This is a genomic window from Pelagicoccus enzymogenes (assembly GCF_014803405.1).
Classification (GTDB): Bacteria; Verrucomicrobiota; Verrucomicrobiia; order Opitutales; family Opitutaceae; genus Pelagicoccus; species Pelagicoccus enzymogenes.
Window position 1 is genome coordinate 801,493 of sequence record NZ_JACYFG010000006.1, and the last position, 24,884, is coordinate 826,376.

20 protein-coding genes and 1 tRNA gene are annotated in these 24,884 nt (G+C 57.1%); 4 read left to right on the forward strand and 17 right to left on the reverse strand.

Annotated elements, in window-relative coordinates:
* The 15 genes from IEN85_RS05700 to nuoB form a co-directional block, all read right to left on the reverse strand.
* A complete protein-coding gene (locus IEN85_RS05700; RefSeq protein ID WP_191616103.1) occupies positions 1 to 417 on the reverse strand; it encodes a hypothetical protein in 417 nt (138 codons plus the stop codon).
* Positions 417 to 1,763, reverse strand: a complete 1,347-nt coding sequence (locus tag IEN85_RS05705; protein ID WP_191616104.1) for an FAD-dependent thymidylate synthase — start codon at positions 1,761 to 1,763, stop codon at positions 417 to 419. Before IEN85_RS05705 ends, IEN85_RS05700 begins: the two co-directional genes overlap by 1 nt.
* A gap of 147 nt (positions 1,764 to 1,910) precedes the next feature.
* Positions 1,911 to 3,443, reverse strand: coding sequence for an NADH-quinone oxidoreductase subunit N (locus IEN85_RS05710; RefSeq protein ID WP_191616105.1), 1,533 nt, complete (start codon positions 3,441 to 3,443; stop codon positions 1,911 to 1,913).
* Positions 3,444 to 3,461: 18 nt separating this feature from the next.
* Positions 3,462 to 4,988, reverse strand: coding sequence for a complex I subunit 4 family protein (locus IEN85_RS05715; protein WP_191616106.1), 1,527 nt, complete (start codon positions 4,986 to 4,988; stop codon positions 3,462 to 3,464).
* 34 nt (positions 4,989 to 5,022) lie between these two features.
* Positions 5,023 to 6,894, reverse strand: coding sequence for an NADH-quinone oxidoreductase subunit L (locus IEN85_RS05720; RefSeq protein WP_191616107.1), 1,872 nt, complete (start codon positions 6,892 to 6,894; stop codon positions 5,023 to 5,025).
* A 7-nt stretch (positions 6,895 to 6,901) separates the two neighbouring features.
* Positions 6,902 to 7,207, reverse strand: coding sequence for an NADH-quinone oxidoreductase subunit NuoK (nuoK, locus tag IEN85_RS05725; RefSeq protein ID WP_191616108.1), 306 nt, complete (start codon positions 7,205 to 7,207; stop codon positions 6,902 to 6,904).
* A 49-nt stretch (positions 7,208 to 7,256) separates the two neighbouring features.
* Positions 7,257 to 7,760 carry an NADH-quinone oxidoreductase subunit J family protein gene (locus IEN85_RS05730; RefSeq protein ID WP_191616109.1) on the reverse strand — a complete coding sequence of 168 codons (504 nt, stop codon included), beginning with the start codon at positions 7,758 to 7,760 and terminating at the stop codon, positions 7,257 to 7,259.
* Positions 7,761 to 7,783: 23 nt separating this feature from the next.
* Positions 7,784 to 8,326, reverse strand: coding sequence for a NuoI/complex I 23 kDa subunit family protein (locus IEN85_RS05735; protein ID WP_191616110.1), 543 nt, complete (start codon positions 8,324 to 8,326; stop codon positions 7,784 to 7,786).
* Positions 8,327 to 8,338: 12 nt separating this feature from the next.
* Positions 8,339 to 9,442, reverse strand: a complete 1,104-nt coding sequence (locus IEN85_RS05740; RefSeq protein WP_191616111.1) for a complex I subunit 1/NuoH family protein — start codon at positions 9,440 to 9,442, stop codon at positions 8,339 to 8,341.
* Positions 9,443 to 9,547: 105 nt separating this feature from the next.
* Entirely contained in the window at positions 9,548 to 11,245 is a 1,698-nt protein-coding gene (locus IEN85_RS05745) for an NADH-quinone oxidoreductase subunit G (protein ID WP_191616112.1), read from the reverse strand.
* Positions 11,238 to 12,602, reverse strand: a complete 1,365-nt coding sequence (gene nuoF / locus IEN85_RS05750; RefSeq protein ID WP_191616113.1) for an NADH-quinone oxidoreductase subunit NuoF — start codon at positions 12,600 to 12,602, stop codon at positions 11,238 to 11,240. The genes IEN85_RS05745 and nuoF overlap by 8 nt, the downstream gene beginning before the upstream one ends.
* A gap of 5 nt (positions 12,603 to 12,607) precedes the next feature.
* Positions 12,608 to 13,090 (reverse strand): NADH-quinone oxidoreductase subunit NuoE family protein, encoded by a 483-nt coding sequence (locus IEN85_RS05755; RefSeq protein ID WP_191616114.1) that lies wholly within the window; start codon positions 13,088 to 13,090, stop codon positions 12,608 to 12,610.
* Positions 13,091 to 13,189: 99 nt separating this feature from the next.
* Entirely contained in the window at positions 13,190 to 14,431 is a 1,242-nt protein-coding gene (gene nuoD, locus IEN85_RS05760) for an NADH dehydrogenase (quinone) subunit D (protein ID WP_191616115.1), read from the reverse strand.
* Between the two features lie 45 nt (positions 14,432 to 14,476).
* Complete coding sequence (locus IEN85_RS05765) at positions 14,477 to 15,097, reverse strand: NADH-quinone oxidoreductase subunit C (RefSeq protein WP_191616116.1); 621 nt, start codon at positions 15,095 to 15,097, stop codon at positions 14,477 to 14,479.
* Positions 15,098 to 15,109: 12 nt separating this feature from the next.
* Positions 15,110 to 15,625, reverse strand: a complete 516-nt coding sequence (gene nuoB, locus IEN85_RS05770) for an NADH-quinone oxidoreductase subunit NuoB (protein ID WP_191616117.1) — start codon at positions 15,623 to 15,625, stop codon at positions 15,110 to 15,112.
* 192 nt (positions 15,626 to 15,817) lie between these two features.
* On the opposite strand from nuoB, the gene IEN85_RS05775 reads away from it, so the two are divergent.
* The 3 genes from IEN85_RS05775 to IEN85_RS05785 all read left to right on the forward strand — a co-directional run bounded on the left by IEN85_RS05775 (position 15,818) and on the right by IEN85_RS05785 (position 19,930).
* Positions 15,818 to 15,907: transfer RNA gene (locus tag IEN85_RS05775), tRNA-Ser, on the forward strand.
* Between the two features lie 737 nt (positions 15,908 to 16,644).
* Positions 16,645 to 17,832, forward strand: coding sequence for a carbohydrate binding domain-containing protein (locus IEN85_RS05780; RefSeq protein WP_191616118.1), 1,188 nt, complete (start codon positions 16,645 to 16,647; stop codon positions 17,830 to 17,832).
* 172 nt (positions 17,833 to 18,004) lie between these two features.
* Entirely contained in the window at positions 18,005 to 19,930 is a 1,926-nt protein-coding gene (locus IEN85_RS05785; protein WP_224772453.1) for a DUF5060 domain-containing protein, read from the forward strand.
* A 26-nt stretch (positions 19,931 to 19,956) separates the two neighbouring features.
* Here the strand turns inward: IEN85_RS05785 and IEN85_RS05790 are convergent, their stop codons facing one another.
* Together IEN85_RS05790 and IEN85_RS05795 are read right to left on the reverse strand one after the other, a co-directional pair.
* Complete coding sequence (locus IEN85_RS05790; protein ID WP_224772454.1) at positions 19,957 to 21,144, reverse strand: carbohydrate binding domain-containing protein; 1,188 nt, start codon at positions 21,142 to 21,144, stop codon at positions 19,957 to 19,959.
* Positions 21,145 to 21,187: 43 nt separating this feature from the next.
* Positions 21,188 to 22,636 carry a protein adenylyltransferase SelO gene (locus tag IEN85_RS05795; RefSeq protein WP_191616119.1) on the reverse strand — a complete coding sequence of 483 codons (1,449 nt, stop codon included), beginning with the start codon at positions 22,634 to 22,636 and terminating at the stop codon, positions 21,188 to 21,190.
* 134 nt (positions 22,637 to 22,770) lie between these two features.
* Here IEN85_RS05795 and IEN85_RS05800 point away from each other — a divergent pair, with 134 nt between their 5' ends.
* Positions 22,771 to 24,804: a hypothetical protein gene (locus IEN85_RS05800; RefSeq protein WP_191616120.1), complete on the forward strand. Its 2,034-nt coding sequence runs from the start codon at positions 22,771 to 22,773 to the stop codon at positions 24,802 to 24,804.
* Positions 24,805 to 24,884 lie beyond the last annotated feature (80 nt).

The window sequence follows — 24,884 nt, forward strand, 5'->3', positions numbered from 1 at the left end:
CTAATCTTCGGTCGCTTTCAGTTTGGACCGAGCGTCTTTGGGAACTTGCGTTTCCGGGAGCTCTACGAGCCTGGACTGCTTCTTCGCGTCGTCCAACTCAACGGCCTTCCTTGCTTTGGGATCCACCGCCTTCTCTTCCTTCACAGGCAGCTTTTCCGTTTCAACAAGTGATTCCGAAGCAACCACCTTTACCTGCGGCTCCACTACCTTCGGCTCCTTTTTCCTGAACCAGAGGAAGCCCTTCTTTTTGGCCTTCTCCGGACGCACGATTTTCGCGTGCTTAAACTTGGTCTCGCTCGCCTTGATGATTTTCACCGGAACCACCTTCTCCTGCTTCTTGGCAGCTTCGCTGACTTGCGGCAGGGCCAGCGGACAAGCCAAGGCAATCATACAAAGCAAGAGGCGGCGAACAGACATCACTCGGGTTCGGCGGTTCCCTCCACCACCCATTCGCGAGCGTCGGGAACCTGTTTGTAGAATTCGGACAGCGCCTTGCTGAGGTGCTCAGCATAACGGTAGTGAGCGCCCAAGCCCGTACGGAGCTCCGCTTCGTAAATGAACTTGTCGGCGTGCGTGGAATGCTCGAACGGGGTTTGGCTTCCCAGCATCAAGCCGTAGATGTAAGCCGGTTCGCCACGGTCCATAAGCTTGGCGAGCAATGCCTTTTGCCGTTCGAGGAAGGGGCGGAAAGTGTCCCTGTCGGTTTCCGGAGCGAGGTAGAATCCGGCTTGGATGCAAGGCGTGTAGCGGTGACCCGTCCGGTGGCGATTCAAGTCGCGCAACTCTGCGATCGCCATGTTGTTCCAAGCGAATGAGACACGCATGCGGCGAATCGCCGTGCCGCAGTAGCCGTATCGATTTGCTCGATACTTGAGGGCATTCCCAATCGATTGGCTTTCCCCGAGGAAAGGCGGCATGCTGTTGGCGACGTCTACCCAAACTTCGTCTTCCAAGTTTTCGATCGAAAGGCGCGACTTCAGCAAGTCCAAGCTGCGATTGTGCTCCTCCAAGGCCTGTTTCTGAAAAGACTTTTCGGCCTTGCTGTGCTTCACCAAACGGGGAGCAAACTTCGCAACCTCAGCCCTTATCAGCTCCGCGACCACCTGCGCCTCCTTCTGCGGGAGGGAAGCGACGTGCTTGATGGTTTGGGCCCACATGCGGGCGGACATGACCAGAGCTAGGTTCGTCTTGGTCGCGAGCGGGATGAAATAGCGAGCCCGGTCCAAGGCGAAGTTCTTGCGCATGCGAGCAAGCACCTTCTCGGGAGTTCCCTCCGGGGCTCGCACCACGCTGGCATCCGCTTCCGCCACCTTGTCGAGCCGGTCGTATTCCTTGTTGTAACAATCGAACCCCTCGCTAATAACGGAAAGCCACTCCTCCGCCAAATCTACCGGCATGCCGATCTCGTCCGGCGTCGGGATGTTCTGCGGATCCATAGCGATGTAGCGCGTGCTGGACTCCTGTCCATCGCACATCTGCGACACTTCGAATAGCTTGAAGGCCAGCCACATGGAAACATCGTCGATTGCAACCGCGATTCCTCCCGTCAAGCCCCCGATGGAAGCGTGACCGTAGTCCACGAACTTGAGAATACGGTCAATCGACTTGTCTGCGTTCTTGAGGTCGACCTTGGACATGATCGTATCGATGCCCTCGTTGCTGCGCGAGTAACGGGCAAGCACGGACGCAAGAAGCTCGGGAGTAACCTGGGCTTCGTTAGCAGCAGTTTCGGGGGGTACGATCGCGAGACCAGTAACTTTCATTCAGAAATAGATGCGTTGGGTTCGGGAGTGAAAAACTGGTAAGGTGAAGCAATCTCCCAAGGTTGCCAGTACAAAGATAATAGCAATGAAGCCCGCCCATTTTAGGCGAGCTTCATTGGAAAGTTGTAGCGAGGAGGAAGTATTTCGCTAGTTGCCGGCTAGCCAGGAGCCGAGGGGGCCTTGGAAGAATCCAAGCACCACTGATCCAGCGATCGCCACTACGATCGTCAGCTTGCCGAGACAGGTAAGCGTCGCGCCCGGAAGCGCCGGAGCGGCCTCGCCCTCCTCGTCCTCGTCAGTGAAGCGCCAGACCTCGAAGAAGGCCGCCTTGATCACGCCAAAGTAGTAGTAGATCGAAATCACCACGCCCACGATGCCCACGCCCAAGAGAGTGTAGAGCTCCGCCTGAAAAGCGGCCACGAAGATGAGGAACTTGCCGATGAAGCCCGCGAGCGGCGGGATCCCTGCCAGCGAACCGATGCCGATCGCCAAGGCGATTCCCAAGAAACCGTTTCGCTTCGCCAAGTCGCCCAAATCGTCGAGCTCCAGGTCGGAGTCCCACTCCTTCGGCAAGTGAGCGAAAACGGCGAACACCGCCATGGAGCCGAGCAGGTAGGCAAAGAGGTAGAAGAGCACCCAATTGGTAGCCGCAGGAACCGTTTGGGCCGCGATCACGCCGATCAAGAGGAAGCCCGCGTGCGATACGCCGGAGAGGCCGATCACCCGTTTGAGGTTGCGCTGCGTGAGGGCGGCGAAGTTTCCGAAAAGGATGGTCAAAGCCGCGATCCCAGAAAGCACCGGAATCAAAACCGATGAGAGCGGAGCGAAAGTGTTAACCAAAGTGAGCAGCACCGCAAAGCCGGCCGCCTTGGAGGAAACCGCCAAGAACGCGGTCGTCGGAACCGGAGCGCCTTGGTAGACGTCGGGGATCCAGATCTGGAAGGGAAAGGCGCCGATCTTGAATGCCACGCCGGAGATCACCAGCAGCATACCGATAATCGCGAGGGTGTCGCCGGGGTTCGCCTCGAGGAAGGTTCGCAGGTTTTGGAAGTTCATCGCATCCTGGCTGCTGCCCGCAAGGGCCGGATTGCTGGCCGCCCCGTAAAGCAGCACGATGCCGAAGAGCAGGATCGCCGAGCTGAGCGCTCCCATGATCAGGTACTTGAGGCCGGCTTCCAAAGAGAGCGGATTCTGGCGGAAGTAGCTGACCAAAACGTAGAAGCCCACTGTCGCCGTTTCTAGCGCCACGAAGAGCATCACGAAATGGTTGGACATGGACATGAGCGAGAGAGCTCCCGTCACCACCAAAGTGATGGCAAAGTACTCGATACGGGCCAGCGTCTTGTTCTCGAAGCTGACCATGGCCAGATAGCTGACGAAGATCGACGCGAGCAGGAAGAAGATACGCAGCGCTTGCGTAGTGCCGCTCAATTCGATCATGCCGCCGAAAGCAACGCCATGGCAGCAGCCGCTCGGATCGAAGACCAAGATGTAGCCGAGCAAAAGGATCTGTCCGATAATCGAAATGCGGGGGATCGCGCCATGCGCGAACTTGGGCAGCACCACCTCCAGCACGAGCAAGAACAAAGCCAAGCAGCCGAGGATCATTTCTGGGTAGATCGCGCCCCAAGTATTGGTGGCGGCGATTTCGCCGAGGGAATTCAAAGTATCAGTTGGCATCGTATATCCAAATAATAATTACTGGTTCGCGTTCGCCGTCTGGTAGACAGGTTCGCTCTCAAGCGCTTCGTTGATGGAAGAGGAGATGGTCTTCGGGAAGAAGCCGATGAAGAAAAGCACAAGGATGAGGATCAAGGCGGGCACGCGTTCTGCCCAAGTCATGTCGACCACGGTGTGCTCCTTTTGCACTTCCAAGAAATCTTCGGACTCGTGACCAAAGAATACATTGGCAATCGCTCGGAGCGCATAGATCGCGGAAATGATAATTCCCGTCGCCGCTACGAACAAAACCCACGGCTTGAACTGCCAGAGACTCACGAAGATTCCGAACTCGCCCCAGAAGTTGGCAAGGCCCGGACCGGGCAGAGCAATGCTCGCCATCATGCCGCAAACGAAGAAAGCGCTTAGCACGGGAGCTTTCTTGGAAAGCCCGCCCATCTCTTCCATTTCGAAAGTCTGGGTGCGGTGATGGATCATCGTCGAAAGCATGAAGAGCAAAGCCACCGTCAAACCGTGAGCCACCATCATGATCACTGCTCCAGCAACGCCGATGACCGACATGGCTGCGATTCCTAGGAACGCGTAACCCATGTGCATCACCGAGCTGTAACCAAGCATCTGCTTGAGGTCGCGTTGGGCCATGGTCACCAAGCCGACGATCACCACATTGCCGAGCGCCAACCAGATGATCCAGCTCTCCCATTGCCCCACCCCACCAGGAATCAAAGGCACTGCGATTTGGATCAAGCCATAGAGGCCAAACTTCTTCAGCACGCCTGCGTGCAACATAGCTGCCGAACTGGGAGCCGCTCCATATCCGAGTGGAGCCCAAGTGTGTAGTGGCCAAAGCGATACGAGGATACCAAAGCCGAAAAGCAGCAGGCCGAAAGCGTAGTGCGAAACGGTTTCGCTCAAAGGAGCCGCCGCCAAGTGGGCCTTCAAGGTGATGAGATCAAAGGACTCCGCTCCGCTCTTCACGTAGAGAGCAATCAAGCCCGCCAGCGAAAGCATCGCTCCCAACGTAAGGTAGATAGTCATCTTCATCGCCGCGTAACCGCGGTCGCGACCGCCCCATACCCCCACCATCACGAAGGTCGGAATGAGAGCGAGCTCGTGGAAGAAATAGAAGAAGAAGACGTCGATGGATGCGAAGACGCCCATCAATCCGCCTTGCATGACGAGCAAGCAGAACAAGTAGCGAGATAGGTTTTCCGCCTTGGATTGAGCTGCATACAGGCCAGCAGCCAATCCGACCACCGCAGCCATCACGAAAAGAGGAAGAGCCACGCCGTTCAACCCGAGGTGCAGGCTGATGCCCACTGCTTCGAGTCCCGTGTTGTGACGCGTGACGAAGTCGTATCCACCAGCTACTTCAGGGTTGTAGAGAACCCAAGCGATAATCGCTAGGATGGTCGGTATCGCAAATCCGGTTACAGAAACGATCTGTACCGCAGGGCGGCCAAGCTTGCCCGCCCAAAGCGTGGCAAACGCCGCAATCAGCGGCACCGCAATGGCGAAATGGAGAAGTGAAACGGAGTCGTTCATTTTAGAAAGTCGTATTCAATTTTGCCACACACGCTTAGCCAGCGATGAACCAGAAGATTGCGAGACCCGCGATGAACCAGTAGACGTATTGATGCAGGCTACCGACGTGCAGGCTCTTAAGCCCGATGCCGACCAAGCCCGCAACTCCTGCTGCTCCGCGAATGATCAAGCCGGACAAGGCGATCTGCTCGAAGAAGTGAAACGTCAAGGCCACGCGTTGCTGGATCTTGGCGATGTAGAACTCGTAGAGCTCGTCGAAGAAGAACTTCTTCTGCAGCAACGCGTAGATAGGACCTCCAAAACGGTCTTCCTTGGAACCAGCTCCATAGATGAACCAAGCTAATGCCAAGCCGATCGCCCAAGCGCCGATGCCATGCGCCATCACAGTGCCGTGGTGTTCACCATGGGCGATCGCATCGCCAAGGTCCACGAGAGGCGACATCGCTTCCGGGTAAATCCCTGCGTATCCGCCGAGCACTGCCAGCGCCGCCAGCAACATCAAGGGTACCGTCATCACCAATCCGTTTTCATGCGCGTGGCTCGCGTTTTCAGAATTGGCCTCGCCAAGGAAAACGATCTTCCAAAGACGGATCATATAGAAAGTGGTGAGGAAGGCGCCGAATACCAAAAGGTAGAAGACCGCCATGTTCTGTTCCACCGCGAGAGCAAGGATCGCGTCCTTGGAGAAGTAGCCGGAGAGGTACGGAGTTCCCACCAGAGCCGCCAAACCGAGCGTGAAGCAGATGAAAGTGATCGGCATTTTTTTGGCCAAACCACCCATCTTGAAAATGTCCTGCTCATGATGGCAGGCATGGATGATAGAACCGGAACCGAGGAAGAGCAGAGCCTTGAAGAAGGCGTGCGTGGTCAAGTGGAACATCGCGGCTGCAACGCCACCGGTGATCACCGCGCTGGCGGCGTCGGCTGGGTTTTCCTTCAGGGCCACCAAGCTACCCAAACCAAACGCAGCGACCATGTAGCCGAGCTGGGAAACAGTGGAGTAGGCGAGGATCTTCTTGATGTCGCGTTGGGCGATCGCGGTGAGTCCCGCGAAGATCGCGGTCGCAACACCGACCCACATGATCACTTCCAAAGCCTCGGCTGTCATGAGGAAACCAGTACGGCAGAGGAGGAAGACGCCGGCCGCGACCATGGTCGCAGCGTGGATCAAAGCGGAAACAGGAGTGGGACCCTCCATCGCGTCAGGAAGCCAAACGTGCAGCGGGATTTGACCGGACTTGCCCACCGTGCCGCAGAAAAGCAGCAGGCCAAGAGCCGCTGTGCCCACCACGACTTCGCCCGAAACCACCGCTTCGCGCATTTCACTGAGGCTTACCGTTCCAAACAAACCAATCGCCAAAGCGATGCCGATGAGGAATCCAAAGTCCCCTACCCGATTGGCTATGAAGGCTTTCTTGGAAGCAGCCGCCGCGCTGGGCTTGTCGAGGTAGAAGCCGATCAGCATGTAAGAGCTGAAACCGACCAGCTCCCAGAAGATAAAGAGCGTCACCAAGCTATTGGCCATCACGAGGCCGAGCATGGAAAACATGAAGATGGAGAGACCGCCGAAGAAACGAGCCTTGTTCGGATCTTCCTTCATGTATCCAAGGCTGAATACGTGAACAAGGAAACCGACGAAGGCGACGACGAAGAGCATTAGCTTGGCCAGGTCGTCGATGAGGAATCCGAAGTCCAAAGACAGCGGTCCGAGCTGTATCCAATTCGTGGTGAACTCGAAGTTATCGAGGCGAAAGATAATGTGGCCGGCTGTCGCGAGGATCAAAGCTGCCGCGCCCACGGAAACACCTGAAGCCAAAGCTCCGTTGCGACGCATGCAAAATGCGATCGCTGCCGCCGAAATCAGAGGAAACGCGAGAAGAGCGTATGCGAATATTTCTGGATTCATCGGAAAACTAGTTCTTCAGAGCGTTGAGTTCGGGCACCTGTACCGTCTGGCGCTTACGGAACAGAGCTACGATGATCGCAAGTCCTACCGCGACCTCGGCCGCCGCCACCGTGATAGTGAAGAAGACAAAAACCGAGCCGCTCATCCCGCCATGGAAGCGAGAGAAGGCGATCAAGCCGAGGTTGCAGGCGTTGAGCATGAGCTCGAGGCACATGTAGATGACGAGCGTGTTCTTGCGACGCAGCACGCCAAAGAATCCGATGGCGAAGAGCGCGGCGCTCACCGCAATGTATTGTTCAAGTCCGACGGTCATCTGCTGAGGGAAAAGTTTGTTTTAAAAGGAAAGAAGAGATTCGTGAGGCTTAGTCGGTCTTCACTTTCTTGCTAAGCACGATGACGCCAATCATCGCGATGAGGAGCAGGAATCCGGTCACCTGCATGGGCAACTGGTAGGTGGTGAAGAGTTCGTAACCGAAGTTCTTGAGCGAAGCGCCGGCCGCTTCGGGAAGCGAATCGCTCGCGGTTTTGATGTTGTCGCTGGAAGTGATGCTCACCACTCCGAGAATAAGCAGTGCAAATCCGACCAAGCTCGCAACCCAAGTGAGCGGCTTGACGCGGTGCTTCTTTTCTTCACCCACATCAAGCAACATGATGATGAAGAGGAAGAGAACCACCACCGCTCCCGCGTAGACGAGGATCTGGATCACCGCCAGGAAGTAGGCTTCCAGCATGACGAAATGCGCTGCCATGCCGATGAAAGTCATGATCAGGAACATCGCCGCGTTCACCGGATTGCGGCTGAACACCACGCCGAAAGCGCAACCAAGCGTAAGCGTCGCGAAAATGTAGAAAAACAGGTCAGTCATCTGAGGAGGGAGGAAAATTCAAATCAGTGGTGTCCGCCGCCGTTTTCGGCCGCTTCCTTTTTCTTGTTCCACTTGAAGTGTTGGTCGGGGAGCGTGCCGCCGAGTTCGTAAAGCTTCGCCTTGTTGTTCACCATCTCGCCACGGGTGTAACCAGACATTGAATACTGGTTCTGCAGCCAGATCGCCTCTTCCGGACAAACTTCTTGGCACATGCCGCAATAGATGCAGCGGAGCATGTCGATATCGAATTCCTTGGGAGCCTTCTCCACATGGGCATAGTCGCTATCCGCAGGAATTTCCCCCGGAGTGATACGAATCGCCTTAGGCGGGCAAACGAACTCGCAAAGCTGGCAGGACACGCACTTCTCGCGGCCTTCCGGATCACGCACCAGCGTGGGTACCCCACGGTACCCCGCAGGGATCGGCGGGCGCTGTTCCGGATACTCCAAGGTCACCGTTTCGCCGAAGAACATGCGACGGAAGGTAACCGTGAGACCGCGAACGATCTCGGGAATGTAGAGCTTTTCTAAAAAGGTAAGTGGTTTTCTCTTAACTACGATCGGCATGGCGCGTGTGGGTTAAGGTCTCTCCAAAAAGTAGATTACAAAGGTGTACACGATCAGATTGGCGATCGAGAGCGGCAGCAGCATTTGCCAACCGATGCGCATGACTTGGTCGTAGCGGAAACGTGGAAGCGTCCAGCGAATCCACATGAAGAAGAACATGAAACCGCAAAGCTTGCCGATCATGGTACCGACCGAAAGCACTCCCGCGAGCCAGCCGTGCACTCCGAAGTCCGCCCAAGTCATGAAGGGCATCGGATGCCAGCCCCCCAGGAAGAGGATCGCGACGACTGCAGAACCGACCAGCATGTGAGCGTACTCGCCCACGAAGAAGAGGCCGAATTTGAAGGAGCTGTACTCGGTGTGGAAACCGCTGACCAATTCCGTTTCGGATTCCGCCATGTCGAAAGGCAGACGGTTCGTTTCAGCGAAGATACAAACCACGAAGATGAGGAATGAGCCCGGCATCCACATGGCGTTCCACAATGCGCCGCCTTGGGAGTTGACGACGTCGACCAGACTGAGCGTACCTTCCGTGCCGGGAGCGTTGAGCCACATGAAAACCGGCAGTACGGAAATGCCCATGGCTAGCTCGTACGAAATCATCTGAGCCGAAGCGCGGATGCCTCCAAGAAATGGATACTTCGAGTTGGAAGCCCAACCGCCAAGCACCACGCCATAAACGCCGAGCGAAGAAATGGCAAAAAGGAAGAGGATCGCCACGTTCAGGTCGGCAAGCACCAGGTTCACCACCTCGCCTGCCGCATTCTCAAAGTAACCGAAAGGGACCACCACGACCGTGGTCAAAGCCGGCACCAAAGAAAGAACGGGAGCCAGAATGAAGTAAACCTTGTTAACGTGACCGGGTGTTACGTCTTCTTTGAAGAGGAACTTCAAACCGTCGGCCGCAGGTTGGAAAACGCCGAGGCGCGTGAGAAAGCGCCCGATGTACGGAATCGATCCGATAATCGGCAGCGTCGTGCGATTCGGGCCGACACGGCCCTGAATCCAGCTGGAAATCTTACGCTCCGCAAGAACGGCGTAGGAGCAAAAGCCCATCAGCACGCTCACTACGATTACCGCGTAGATCGACTTGATTGCTATATCAGTGAGTTCCATGACGCTAGAAAGAGTAGCGCGGAGCTTCAGCCCGCGTCCGCAGAGGATTGATCCTGCATTGAGTACGCTGGCTAAAGCTCAGCGCTACGTTTAATCGTGAATTCATTACTTCGCTACCTCCGCAACTTGAGGTTCAAAGTGGAGCGACTTGCCTTCCACGAAAGCGAGTCCAGAAAATGCAGAACCGTCGAGCAGCACGCCGGTGTCGGCGATACCCTTGAAGCTGAGTCCTTCGAAGATGCTGCCTTCCGCCGCAATCTTTTCCCAAACGGTGCCAACCACAGACGGACAGGTTTCGCCGGAAAGGCTGGCTTGGATAGCGGACAAAGCGGCGAGGTCGTCGATCGAACCGACAGGCCCCGGAACCGCTTTATGGAATTTCTGGATACGGAACTGCTGGTTGATCACCGAGCCGGACTTTTCGAACTGAGTGAGGCCAGCGATGACCACATCCGCGTTCTCAGTCGTAGCCGAAGCATGCGTATCGATGACCACGAGCTTCACCTTCTTGAGCTGCTCTTCACTCAAGCCAGCTGCCACCAAGTCTTCCTTGGTTGCCAAGACAGTGCTGACTTCGCCGCTATCGATTTGCGAGGCGAGAACGGAAAGCTGTTCGGCGGGCAGGTCGGAAATCAAACCAGTCGCCAAAGCGCCGCGCACGTTCGGATTGCGATCCTTGGAGATGAGGATTCCGTCGTCGTCTCCGTATCGAGCAACCAAATACACGCCCTTGGCGTTCACCTGATCGGCGATTTGCTTTAGCACGAACTGCTCTTCCACCGTATTGCGACCGGAACCAACGATGGCCACGCCCTCCCCTTTCAGGATCTCGGCGGCCGCCTTGAGGGCTTCCACAGCAGAGGTTTCGGAACCGTTGACCGAGGAGAACGAGAGACGGTTCTCCGCTTCGATCTGCTTGTAGAGTTCACGGCCAGAGTCCGGCATCCACGTGTCGTTGACCTCGTCGTTGCGACGCGGAGTCACGCGGTAGACCTTTCCTTCGCGGGAAGATACCACCGTGTTGCAGCCAACGCTGGACTCGAGGTCGATGCTCTTGGTTTCCTTGAGGAACCAAACACGCATCTTGAAACGAAAATCGGTGCTGGTGAGCGCTCCCACCGGACAGATGTCGACAGTATTGAGCGAGTAGTTATTGGCCAGCTCCTTGCCAGGGAAGCAAGTGAGTGTCGAGTAGCTGCCGCGATCGGTGAAGCCGAGCACATCGTCCTTGGCCACTTCCTGAGAGAAACGGATACAACGCGAGCAGAGGATACAGCGCTCGTCGTCAAGCGTCACTCTCGGTCCGAGGCGCGTGCGCTTAGGCTTGACGTTCTTCTCTTCCACGAAGCGGCTGTATCCACGTCCGTGTGACGCGGAAAACTCTTGCAGCTTACACTCCCCCGCCTGGTCACAGATCGGACAGTCCAGCGGGTGGTTGATGAGAAGAAACTCGGTCACCGACTCGCGCGACTCGATAGCCTTCTGGGAGTTCGTTCTGATGTGCATGCCAGGGGCCGCGTTGGTACCGCAAGCGATGGCCGGACCGGGCATCCACATGATCTTAGGCGTGCCATCCTCGTTGAGCATCGGCTCGCCAGTGGCGCGGTCCTTTCCGGGCATGCCCATTTCCACGAGACACATGCGGCAGTTGCCAGCGATGGAAAGCTTCGGATGGTAGCAGTAGTGCGGGACCTCCTTGCCGAGCATCTTGACTGCTTCGACCATGTTGGTACCGGGAGGCACCTGCAAGTCTTGCCCGTCAATATTGACCGTTATCAGGTTATCTTTCTTTTCCTCAGCCATTACACGCGAGTTCCTTTATGGCTTGGCGGTCAGCTTTAGGATCGCTGAGGTGCGCCGCATATTCTCTAAATTCGTCTTCAAACTTGGCAATGTAGCTCTGCACCGGCCAAGCCACCGCAAAACCAAACGCGCAAATGGTGCGGCCAGCGATCTGGCCGGCCACGTCGAGCATGAGGTCCACGTCTTCCGGACGCGCTTCGCCATGCACCATGCGAGAAGTGATCTTCTTCAACCAAAGCGAACCTTCGCGGCAGGGCGTACACTGGCCGCAGGATTCGTGAGAGTAGAAAGCCATCAAATTCGCGAGGGCCGCTGGAATCGACACCGTGTCATCGAGTACCATCATGCCACCAGAACCAGACATGGAGCCCGCCGCGGCAATCCCGTCGTAGTCGAGCGGAATATCTTCTAGCCCCCAATCGTATTCGCTACCGTCCGGATTCTTGCCCTTGTAGCGCTCGCCGTTCTTGAGGATCTTCATGGAAGAACCGCCGGGAATGATCGCCTTAATAGTGCGTCCGGGAAGCGGTCCGCCACAAATGTCGTAAACCAGCTCGCCGAGCGTCATCTCGCCCACTTCGTAGTAGCCAGGACGTTGCACGCCTCCGGATACACACCAGATGCGCGTGCCCGCATTGTTGGGACGGCCGATCTTTTTGAAGCCCTCCGCGCCCATGTCCAAAATGTGGACCGCATTACAAAGGGTTTCGACGTTGTTGACGATGGTCGGGCAATTGTAGAGGCCGAGCACCGCTGGGAAGTAAGGAGGCTTGATACGCGGATTGGCCCGCTTGCCTTCGAGCGATTCGATGAGACCGGTTTCTTCGCCGCAAATATAGGCGGCCGCTCCGCGGTGCACTACGATATCGCAGCTGTATCCAGATCCGCATACATTGTCGCCTACAAACCCTTTTTCCTTCGCCTCTAGAATGGCCTGGTCCAAGATCTTCGCCCCGTAAGGCATCTCTTCGCGAATATAGATAAAGGCCTTGGCGACATTATTGGCGAAACAGGAAATCATCATGCCCTCGATCAGCTGATGCGGATCCTTGTGCACGATCTGGCGATCCTTGAAAGTGCCGGGCTCAGACTCGTCGCAATTGCAGATCAAGTAGATCGGCTTACCGGACTTGCGGTCCACGAAGCTCCACTTGAGCCCACAAGGGAAACCGGCTCCGCCACGACCGCGCAAGGTCGACGCTTTCACTTCGTCGATAATCGCCTGTGGCTCCATGGTGACCGCCTTCTTGAGCATGTCGTAACCGCCGTGCTCCAAGTAGCTGTCGATGTGAGGAGTATAACCTGGCTCGTCGGCGTACTTAAGGACGAGGCGCTGTTCTTTTGGATGTATTGCCATCTTAACTACGCTTTCGCCTCCGCTTTGATCTTGTCGCAAATTTCCTTGGCCTTTTCGACCGTGAGGTTCTCGTGCAGGTCTTCGTCGACCAACATCACCGGGGCGCTGCCGCAGCTGGCGAGACATTCCGCGAACTCGACCGTCACCTCTCCGTCTGGAGAAACCTGATTCAGCTCGGCCTCGAACTCGGAAAGCATCTTGTCGCAGACTTTAGCGCCTCCAGCCATCGCGCAAGACAAGGTGCGGCAGACGCGAATGTGGCGCTTGCCGATTTTGTGCTGGCGGAAGAACGGGTAGAAGGTGACCACCGATAGAACGTTGATCGGAGCGATACCGAGCTTCTCGGCCACCCATTCCGCGGCTTCGTTAGAGATATACCCCTGATCCTGCTGGATCGCGTGCAACAAGGGCATGACCGCGCTCTGCGCCTCCGGATACTTCGGAATGGCAGCTTCGATCTCAGCTAGCGTCTCTGGCTTTAAGTCCATTTTATTAAATCAATTGCCTCCCACTAATCTCACAAATCTTCACGAATCATTTTCGTATTCAATTCGCGGATACTAGAGTCATTCGTGGGTAATTAAATCCTACCTATCGCATTCCCCCATGACGAAGTCGAAGCTGCCAAGGATGGACGGGATGTCCGAAACCATGGAGCCCACGCAAAGCTTTGGCAAAATGCTCAAATTACAGAAAGAAGGACCGCGGATCTTCAGGCGGTACGGCACGCCTCCACCCTTGGAGTGGATGAAGAACCCAAGCGCCCCCTTGGGAGCTTCCCCTTCGAAGTAAACTTCACCGGCCGGGATCTGGGGACCCTCAGTCGTAATCATGAAGTTTTGGATGAGCTCTTCCATGGAGGTGAGCGTCTTGTCCTTGTGCGGCAGGATTATCTTCTTGGCGTCTTCCGCTCGGTAGGGTCCTTCCGGCACCTGGGCGATGGCCTGGCGGATGATGCGCACGCTCTGTCGCATCTCTTCCATGCGCACGAGATAACGGTCGTAGCAGTCGCCATTTTCGCCGAGCACCACTTCGAAGTCATACTTCTCGTAGCCCGAGTAAGGAGCATCGCGACGCAGGTCTACGTCGACCCCAGAAGCGCGAGCGTTTGGCCCGGTGAGGCCGTAAGCGATGGCGTCTTCCTTGCTGATCACGCCAATGTCCGCCGTACGGTCCACGAAAACGCGGTTACGGGAAAGTAGGCTCTCCACGTCGTCGAGCAGCGGGAGGAACTGGGTACAGAAATCCAGAACCTTGTCCGTCCAGCCCGCAGGCATGTCGCGCGTAACGCCGCCGATACGGCTGTAGCTGGTGGTAAAGCGGGCTCCCGTCAGCTCTTCGAAGAGCGTGTAGAGCTTTTCACGCTCGGTGAAGGTGATCATGAACACCGTCAAAGCCCCCACGTCCATGGTGTAGGCACCCAATCCCAGCAAGTGAGCGGAGATACGGGCCATTTCGCTAGTAATCACGCGGATTGATTGGCAGCGCTCCGGCACTTCGATGCCGGTCAATTTTTCCACCGCGATAGCGTAGATGGCGTTGTTGGCCAGCGGTGCGAGGTAGTCCAGTCGGTCCGTGTAGGGCACGAACTGGTTGTAAGTCATGTTCTCCGCAATCTTCTCGTCGCCGCGGTGCAAGTATCCGAGTACCGGGTCGCACTTTTGGATGATCTCGCCGTCGAGCTCGAGGTTGAGTCGTAAAACCCCGTGCGTGGACGGGTGAGAGGGTCCCATGCTCAGCTCGAGCTTTTCAGTCTCGAACTCTTCCGAAGCTTGCGCCGCGCGGGATCCCGCGTCGGGCATGGTGTATTCTTTGGATTCGGTCGCCATTGGCTTAAATTCGTTTGGGTCGCTAGGCTGCTACAGGCGCGAGCCCTAGCCTTTCGGCTTTTCTTTCTTTTCGTGCCAGCTTTCGTCCTTGGCTCGTGGTTCGCGCTCCGCCTCGAAGCTGGAATTCTTGGAAACGAAAGGACCGCCCATCATGGGAGCGGGAATCGTACCCGTACCCGTCTCCTCGTTGATTTCTTCGTCCCAGAGCGGGCCGTCGTGGCCAGCCAGCGGAAAGTCCTTGCGCAGCGGATGGTACTCGTACTCGTCCCACATCAGGATGCGGCGCAGATCAGGATGGCCCTCATATTTGATGCCAAACATGTCGTAGCTCTCACGCTCGTGCCAGTCTGCCGCCGGCCACAGGTGCGTCACCGTAGGAGCCACTGGATTTTCGCTGTCCGGACAATCCGCGGCCACTCGCACGTAGACCGCGTTGGCAGTCGACTGCAGGTGATAGACGACGGTGAAGCGCGGGCTGGCTTCTACGCCGTTGTCGATTCCCGTGGCGTCGACCAGCATGTCGTAGCCGTGGTTGTCGCGCAGTGCCTTGAGGGCATCGACGAGGGAGTCGATCGGGCAGTTGAAAGAGGGCCAATCGGCAGAATCGCGCTCTGCGACTTCGGAGTTAACTCCTTGCAGGGCGGCGAGTAGATCTTGAGCAATCATCGTGCGAGCAGATCAGGATTTTACTTTGAGGAGGTCCTTGGCCGACGTTTCCGTACGCACCTTGTCCTGCAACTTTATAAGAGCGTCGAGCAACGCCTCCGGCCGCGGCGGGCAGCCGCTCACGTAGACGTCCACCGGCACGATGCGGTCCACGCCCTGCAAAGTGGCGTAGGAGCGATACATGCCGCCCGAAGAGGCACAGGCCCCCATGGCGATCACCCACTTCGGCTCCGCCATCTGGTCGTAGATGCGACGCACGACCGGAGCCATCTTGTAAGTGACCGTTCCCGCCACGATCATCACGTCTGACTGGCGGGGAGAAAAGCGCATCACCTCAGCGCCGAAGCGCGAGATATCGAACTTCGAAGCCCCGGAGGCCATGAGCTCGATCGCGCAGCACGCCAAGCCCATCGGCATCGGCCAGAGGGAATGAGTGCGAATCCAGTTAATAACCGCATCGGCCTTCGAGACGATCACGCCGCCCTCAACCTTGCTGTTGTAACCTATGTCTGCGTTAGAAGAGACCATTTTTCTCAGAAAGCTTCAAACGCCCGAACCTACGTCGCCCTAGGTAACATGCAAGCGGGATCTGCCCGAAAGCGGGGCGAATTCCCCGCGAATTTATTTTTTGAGAAAAGACATTGACCGCGGAGATACGAATCGCCTTATTTGGCCGTTCTTTTCTGGGGGCTCCAAGGAGGCCCGATGAAAACCGACCGTGGAGAGATGGCTGAGTGGTCGAAGGCGCGCGCCTGGAAAGTGCGTGTACGGGTAACCGTACCGAGGGTTCGAATCCCTCTCTCTCCGCCACTTTTGCCCTAGGGCAAAAGCGGCTCCGTTCGAGGGATACTCCCTTGTCTCGTCGCAGAGCTCCTCGAGTGTCGTCACTTCGCTCCTCGGTACTCTCCGTCACTTACAACGCCCGCTCTATGCGGGCTTTTTTGTGGGCGGACCGGAGAGAGCTATTTGAACCCGAGCAGAGGGTTCGACCAAGGGAGCGCAACGACCAGAGATGGGACGCCGAAGGCGGGTCCGCAGGACTTGAGCAACGCTCAACCAATCCCTTGTCTCGTCGCACACTCCCCGTACCGAAGCCGAAGGCAGACAGTTGAGGGCCAAAGGGAGGAAACATGTCGTCACTTCGCTCCTCGACATGTATCGGATTTAGAACACACAGTGTCGAGAGATCCCAAGCCCAGACCCTTAACGTTTCGCAACCGGATTCCTTGGCAGTCATCTTCGAGCTGCAAGCGAGTCGTCTCCCAAGCGACAAGCGGTACCGCGCCCTCAGGCTGCCTCCCCCGAGCCCTCTTCGCCGCTAGGCAAATTCCGGGACAGGCATCGGTAGTGGAGCCGCCTGTTTGTATAAAAGAAATGTTATCTCCTAGCCTGCGGGGCGTTTGCGTTAAGCGAGATTTCCGACCGGTCGAAGTCACTACCTACCTCGCATCTCGAGCGGCAGGAAAACCAACCCTACCATGAAGGGCTGGGGTCCGCTCGGATCCTTAGTCCTCTTCCAGAGGAATCGAATACCCAGCTTTTCAACGATGAGATCCGGTAAGCATATAACAACAACAACCCTAGTCGCCCTTTCCTTTTGGGCGGCGACGTGCTTGTCGGCAGCCGAGATGAAAGTCTTCGATTGGAATGGACCTGCAAGCGAGAGCAATCGCGGATTTCCCCATGATCAACCTCCCCTGCAAAACGGGGATTGGGAAACTCCCATAAATTACGCCGAAGGGACCTTTCATATTCGCATCGAGATTCGCAGCCAGCCCGTTCCGCAATCAATGAAGCTCCAGTTCTGCATTTGGCAGGAAAAGGACGGAAACAAATTCGAACTGGAAACCTGCACGAAGCAGCAGCTAATTGTCGGCAGCGAAGGGGCGACCCTGATCCATTCCCAAGCGATCGCGGACATGTGGAAAAAGGGCGGTAAACCAATCGAATGGCATAGGGCGCGTCACAGGGTGGGCGTTGCCATTAAAACCCAGGACGGAACGCCTGTTAGCGACTACCAAGGATGGAATTGGAACGGCGAAGACCCCAAAGCATGGTATCCCTTGGACTTTCGCTACACCGTGGTTGTGGTATCGAAGGATAGCGAGTTTTCGGGTTGGGAGAACTACCTTGAAAAAGGCAGCGAAGAGCCGACGGATCCTTCGGATCCTGAACCGGAACCCGTTGATCCCGAGCCAGAACCGGTTCCCGGTCCAGAACCCGAACGAGGTTTCGGCGTTCTTTCCAATGGAGGCTTCGAAAAGGGAATGGAGTCCTGGAAATTTTATACGAACGGATCGGGCAGCGCCCTGGCGACCAGCCCGGGCTACGATGGGTCGAGCAAATGCGTTTCCGTGGCGATCGATTCTTTGGGCAGCAACATTCAATTGAATCAATCCGGCCTGGAGCTGGCAGCCTACCAGGACTACCGACTCACCTTCGATGCGTATTCAAGCACCGGAAGCGACCTGCGCGTTTCTCTGGCCAAACCAGATAGCCCCTACACAGTTTACGGGCTCAACAGAGTGACGGTGGAACTGAGCTCAAGCTGGCAATCGCACTCCATCGATTTCTCTACCATGAACTTCAATTCGAAGGTGGCCGATGGGCGCTTGTTCTTCTGGTTCGCGAACGATGCCCGGCCCGGCGACGTGTATTACATCGACAACGTGAGGTTGGTTCGCGCTGCTGAGATGTCACTCCCACTCGCGCCGAGCAATCTGATGGTGCGGTAAGGAACTCCGTGCAAACAGACGCAATCCTCCTCGCGCTCCTCTGCCAGCAATGAGCTCACTTTAAGTCACGCTCTAGATTTCGCCCTGCGTTACCCGCGCTATAGCTTGAGCTGGATCGGCAGCGCTTCGCTCTTGCTGGGGGCTGCGGGCGGCTTAGCTTAGCTCTATGCGTTTGCCTACCCCCTTTGTGATGCTTTGCTGCGTCTGGGCGTTTGCCTGGAACGGCGTCGACCTGAAAGACGCCCGTGCGGAGACGGATAAAGTCCGCGTATGGGAGATGCAGGAAATCCTGCTGGAGGCGAAGGGCGAATACGAAAATCCGTACCTCGAGGTGTTGTGCTGGATCGATCTCCAAGGACCGGGATTCAGCAAAAGAATCTACGGATTCTGGGATGGGGGCGCTGTCTTCAAAGTCCGCTTCGTGGCCACTGCACCGGGAAATTGGTCATGGGAAAGCGGCTCGAATCAGACTGAGGATTCAGGCCTGAATGGCCATGGAGGCAGCCTTCAGGCAAAAGCATGGAGCGAGCGCGAAAAACGGAAGAATCCGAATCGCCGCGGTTTCGTGAAGGCGAGCGAGAACGGCCACGCCTTGGAGTACGCGGACGGGACGCCCTACTTCATGCTAGGCGATACCTGGCTGGCTGGCAGTACCTGGCGACTTCCGTTTCGCCATGCGGCAACGAGTCCCGAGTACGTTCCCGGGCCAGGAATAGGCTTCGAGGATGCAGTGCAGTATCGCAAAGGCCAGGGCTTCAACTCCGTCAGCATGATCGCGGCCTTCCCGAACTGGGAAGCCGATCTCAACCCCAGCACCTATGCGGACGAAAACGGCATCTACGTTCGCAACGCGTGGGAGAAATTTCACTACGACGTATCGGAAGGCCGCGGAACCGACGCTTCCGGCGGCTTGAGCTATTGGGGAACCTTCACCGCAAAAAATATGCGGGACGAACGGGGCAACCTGCCCTTCGCCTTGTCCGAGGAGCATCCGGGGGTTTCGAACTTTAACCGCTTGAATCCGCAGTTCTTTCAAAGCTTGGATCGCAAGATGGGCTACCTTTCCGAGGTCGGCTTCGTGCCACTGCTGGAAACGGTGCGGCGCGATGTGGGACCGTCGTGGAACGCCTATTTCGATTTCAACGAGACCTTTGCTCGCTATTACCAGTATCTAATTTCTCGATACGGAGCCTACAATCTATTGTTTAGCGGCATCCATTTGGATTGGGTTCCGGAGGATTTCAGCCTGACGGCGGAGCAGTTCAACCAAGCCTTGATCTACCACCGCGAAACCTACGGGCCGCCGCCCTTCGAACAGCTTTGCACGGCCCTGATCGACCGGGCCACCCATACTACGTTGGGACAGGGCGAGCAAGTGCCTTGGCTCGACATGCACAGCGTGGGAAACAAACCGCGGGACCATCGAGTGGGCGAAAACCTGGAGGTCCAGTTCGCCATCGAACCACCCAAGCCGACCATCAACTTCGAGCCGTACTATACAGGATGGTTGCATGAGATCAACAAACCGGGAGGAGAGGAGCCACCTCCCAATTCCGCCCGCGACGTATACTTCTCTCGGGCCCAGATGTACGGCTCGGTATTGTCGGGTGGACTCTCAGGCCACGTGCACGGCACCGCGGCCTACGACATCACCACCACCGGAGAGCCAGCCGGAGCGCGGCCCCACATCTGGGACGCCCTTAAGTACCAATCTGCTGAATACATGGCTCCCTTGCAGGATTTCGTCCTCTCCGAAGGCAAGCGCTATCAGGAGCTAGCGCCGGCGACAACTTCCATCGAGCCGCGCAAGGCGCCAGGCGCTCCCGAGGACGGACTGGACGGTTGGTCCTACATGATGCGGACCGAGGACGCGAGCTTCGCCTTGCTGTACTTCGAGAACGAGGCAGCGAGAGCAACGCTTTCCGGCTTCGAGCCAAACGCTCGTTACCGTTGGCGTTGGTATGACCCGCGTCGTGGCCAATGGCTTGAGATGCGCGAGCTGCGGTCGAACGAGGATGGCGAAATAAAGGCGCCAACCTTCCCAGAAGGCGCAGACGTCGCCGTGGGCGACTGGGCGGCGAAGGTGCTGCTTCGCTAGGCGGCCCAGAGCGTTACGACCTGCGCCTAGCGAGTCGAGAAATGCAGCTTCGCTGCGTACTTTCCATTGTGGGCGGATGAGTCGTAGATCGTTGCGTCGATTGCGCCTAGAGGCATAAGCAGCAATCCTTTCGTAGTACCGTCTAGGATACGCTGCATAACAGGTCGCGAAAGCGTAATATGCGTCTTGCCGCCGTCAGCTTCCGCTAGCTCGGTGTCGAAGATCATCTGCTCGTTCACCACGTTCCAGAAATCTTGTCCCTCGAGGAAGGAATGGTAGGTGACCGACGCATCGCTCCATTCACTCGGCCCACCGAAAACTTCGAAAATACGAACCTTGCCGAACTCGACTCCTAGGTCCTCTCCAAAGGCCTTGCCGTAGTCGCCGCCCTTGGAGAGCGAGCGAGTCGTGAGCTCAAGAACCCCAGGCCCTGTAGCCTCGGCTCCACGAAGCTCAGCGAGGTCCCAGCGAAGTATCGGATACTGCCCTTCGCTGACAGTGAGAATGGAAATCCCGCTTTGCTGCCAAGCGCCGAAACTGACATCCGGAAAGCGAAGGTTTAACATACCGTCTTCCGCTACGGAAAGATGATGGGCAAAAGAATCGATTGACGGAATTGGGGGATGGTAGAGCAAGGGTTCGCCGAGGTCGGGGCCCGCTTCGGCGGCTTTGACGATATCCGCTTTGTAATAGTCGACATCCATGTGGTAGCGGTCGTACCCCCAGTCGGTCATGCACAGCTGAACGTAAAGATTGTCCCCCGGCTTCGCATCGAGGTTTTCGGTGGTAAAGCTGATGGTGCTCCATTCGCCCGCCTCTTCGATATCGTATTCACGAAGGTGTTCGTGATAGTCCAAGGTTCGCTGCGTGTTGATCATGATATTGACCCGACGCGGCGCATGGCTGGTGCGCAGCTTCACCTCGACGCGTAGTTCGTAGGCCGGATCTTCCAGCTTTTCCATATCGACGAAACTGGATACGTCACGCCGGAGCACCGACCACCACACGTTGTAGGGATCGTCGGTCGCATCTACTTCAGAGCGAGCAAATCCCGAATTCGGAGTGAAGGAGATCGTCGCGAACCCATCGCCGGTGAAAGCATTCCAGCCGTCCACGTTTCCGTCATCGAAGTCGTCCAGAAACTGGCCGTTCAAGGTCGCTTGGCAAACGACGAAAAGCAGGCTTGCGCCAATAGATTTGAAAAATGGATTCACGATATGAGATCTCCTTTCGGTCTTGTCTGGGAACCGTGATGCGTCACGTTCCGCAAAACGTTTGATGAACCACTTCCTCCGGCTTGGGTCGGGCTTCGAGATCCGCATAGGCAGCTCGATCCGCATAGGGCTCCGCGTAGGCTTCAAGCAAACGTTCGAATTTAGAATAGTCACCTGCGTAGGCAGCCTGGATCGCCTGCTCAACGCGATGGTTTCGCGGTACCAAGACGGGATTTGCCTTCGCCATCCCCGCTACCGCCCGCTCGTCGCGAGACAGCTCGCGCCATCCGGCGAACCACGCCTCGAAAGCTGCTCGATCGGAGAACAGGGCAACAAGCCCTCCCGCCTCTTCGCCCTGCGCGACCTGCGTCAAGCGACGGAAGAAGAGCGTGAAGTCGACTTCTTGCTCCGCCAGCAGCCTCAGGGTTTCTTGTATTGTCCTTTCGGATACTCCTACCTCCAGCCCTAGTTTTGCCCTGAAGCGCGCGGTGTAGTTTTCCTGAAACTGCTCGGGAAAAGCCGACAAGGCCGCTTCCGCCTTTCGGGCCGCTTCTTCGGGCTTCTCCGCCAACAAGGGCAGCAAGGCTTCCGCGAGGCGGGTGAGGTTCCACAGGGCGATGTTCCCCTGGTTTCCCCAAGCGTAGCGCGCGTTGCGATCGATGGAGCTGAAGACGCACTCCGGGTGGAACTCCTCCATGAAGGCGCAAGGCCCGTAGTCGATCGTCTCTCCCGATACCGCCATATTGTCCGTGTTCATCACGCCGTGGATGAAACCGAGCGACATCCAATGCGGCACCAAGCCCGCCTGCCGCTCGATCACCCCCCGCAAAAGTTCAAGGTACGGCTCCTCCGCCTCACGAGCTTCCGCGTAGTGACGCTCGATCACGTAGTCCGCCAGGATTCGAAGCCCTTCGACGTCCCCGCGAGCTTGAAAATACTGGAAGGTTCCCACCCGCACGTGGCTGGCTGCCACCCGCGTAAAAACGCCGCCGGGCACCTCCCCTTCCTGCCGAAAGACCGTTTCCCCCGTGCTTATTGCCGCCAATGCACGCGTGGTCGGAACGCCCAAGGCCGCCATCGCCTCGCTGAGGATGTATTCGCGAACCACGGGACCGAGAGCGGAACGGCCGTCGCCCGCTCGCGAAAACGCCGTCTGTCCAGCCCCCTTCAGCTGCAAGTCGCGACGCTGGCCAGATCGGCCCCGCACCTCCCCCAACAAGACGGCTCGCCCATCGCCCAACTGCGACACGAAATGCCCAAACTGGTGGCCGGCATAAGCTTGGGCGATCGGTTCCGACCCCTCCGCTACCGTATTGCCCGCCAGGACGGCAAGGCCCTGCTCCGACTCTAGCCAGTTCGCATCGATGCCCAGCTCCTCCGCCAAAGCGCGATTGATTCGGATGAGCTGCGGCTTCGCGACCGCAGCCGGCGCCCGGCGCTCGAAGAATCGGTCCGGCAGAGCGCAGTAGGTATTGTCGAAAGAAATTCCCATAGTCCTCCCCCAGAGGACGAAGAACTGGCTGCGAGTGTCGAACACAAATCACTGGCCAGCCCAATCGTCGAAAGCGTCGATCATTTTTCACCTAGGGTGGCCTTTGGCGCCCTCCATGCACCGGGCCCGGATAGATGAAAACTCTGATCCTGCTCCTATTCACCCTCTACCTGATTCCAACGATTGCGCTAGCGAAGCCTGACCCCGACGCAGCGAAAAAAAACTGGGACTTGCTCCTGCCATCAAAATTCACCTGGGCAGAACTGTCGCCCAACGGACGCTTTCTGCTCCTCTACAGCAACCTTCCCTACGACTACAAACAGGACCGCAACTTGCGCGAGAAAGAGGGACGCACCCTCGTCAATCCCACCGAATTCATCCGCCGCGGCTACATCTGGGACTTGAAAACAGGGACCATGACCCTCGCCGGGCCACCCGACAAAGCCAGCGCCGGGCAAGATTTCGAGGATCGGCTCGTCGAGACCCGCTGGACCGAGTCGAACACGCTCATCATGGTGACCGGCCAAGATTTCCACGAATACGACCCGGAAAGCCAGAAAACGATCAAAAGCATCAACATCCACGGAGCCCTCGATGAGGCTTGGCCCGTTTCGCTTCCCTCCGGACTGGACGAGCCAATGCTCTTCCGCGACTCCAAATGGGAACAAGGCTACAAGACTTCCCTCTGGTCCTACATTCCCAGCAAACGCAAGTTGAAGCGGCTGCCCGCAGAGTACGTCATCAACGATGTCGTGGTAAGGACCCTGGAACACCGCGGACGCAACGCCGTGACCATCCGATCGAACTTCGGAGAAGAGCTGACCGGCTACACCTACGAACTGGACGAGGAGCAAGTTCCCCATACCTACCCAATGAAATTTCCGGGAGATTGGGATTTCTATTCGGTGAAAACCGAGCACCTGGCAGCAAACGAGATCCTCGCCTACCGGCGTATCAGCGAGGGAAAGTTCGTGGCAGAGGCGCAGCTCTTCGACTACACCACGAATACCATGCACCCGGCGTCCCTGCTCATGACGCAATTCGAATTCGAGGAAGCCGTGCATCTTCTCAAGAAACCGGTGCTCGACGCCCTCCGAGCCTCCTCCGGCCCCCTCGAGCTAAGTTCCGTCTCCGACAAGGCCGTCGTGCAGATCCTAGGCGACTTGGAAAAAGCGTTTCCTGCAGGCTCATTCCTGATTGACGAACCCAGCCAAACGAGCGACCGAGCCCTCATCCGAGTCAGCACCAGCAGTCGCCCCACCGCGTGGTACATCCTTGACCGCAAATCAAACAAGCTGATGAAGCTGCTGGAAGCCGATACAACCCTTTCGGAAAGGTCGCTTTCCGATACGCGCCTGCTGAGCTTCGAATCCGAATGGGAACCGGACGGCAATGGACTCGTCTCCCTCAGCCTTCCTCCTGCCGGCCAAGAGGAAATCCGGGAAGAGCTCATCGTCATGATCGAACCGCAACAAGATCTTGGATACGCGTGGGGATTCGACAAGTACCGCGAGTACCTCACAGCGGAAGGCTTCTCCGTAGTTGCGATAAAACTACCGTGGTCGCTCCAGCTTCTCGGAGCGCAGTCGAACGGGGACACTGAATTCGCGCAAGCCCAACAAGCAGCATCCACTTACATCGACGCGGCCCTATCCACCGTAAAAGAAGCCGCGCCGGAACTTTTCGCGAATCCGGAGAATGTCCACTTCAGCCTGCATGATGCGGCAGCCTCATTCTTCCCTGCGATTCCGAGCAATCCGCAAGGACCTTCGGGCAAAGCCTTTCTGGTCGACCCCAGGTTCCTCACCGGATTGCATGCCGTCCCGCACTCCCAAATCATCCTCGCCCAAAACTTTCCCTTCGACCGCCTCTTCGACGCAAAGGCCTGGTCGGAAGCAGCCGCAAAACTGTCCCCACCACAGCTAAAGCAAGCAGTGATTGTCGGACGCGAAAACAACCATCCCTACTTCAACTCGATCGAACAAATTCGACACTTCCGCAAGTACGCTGAAGCGGAAAGCATCGAAGTGGCGGTCGACCGCTTCAACTGGGCAGGCTACAAAAGCCTCCCCAGCTGGAAGCGCAACGGTTCCATCGTCGTCGCCATCGCCGACTTCCTGAAAGACAGGGACTCAGGCTTCAGCCGAACGAAATCCGGAAGCCTCTAGCGCCCGACCCTCCCCAAGCGAGGGGGAGGCAAAAAGAAAGGTTCATCACCAAAGACAGTAGAAATTCCTGGCTAAGCATT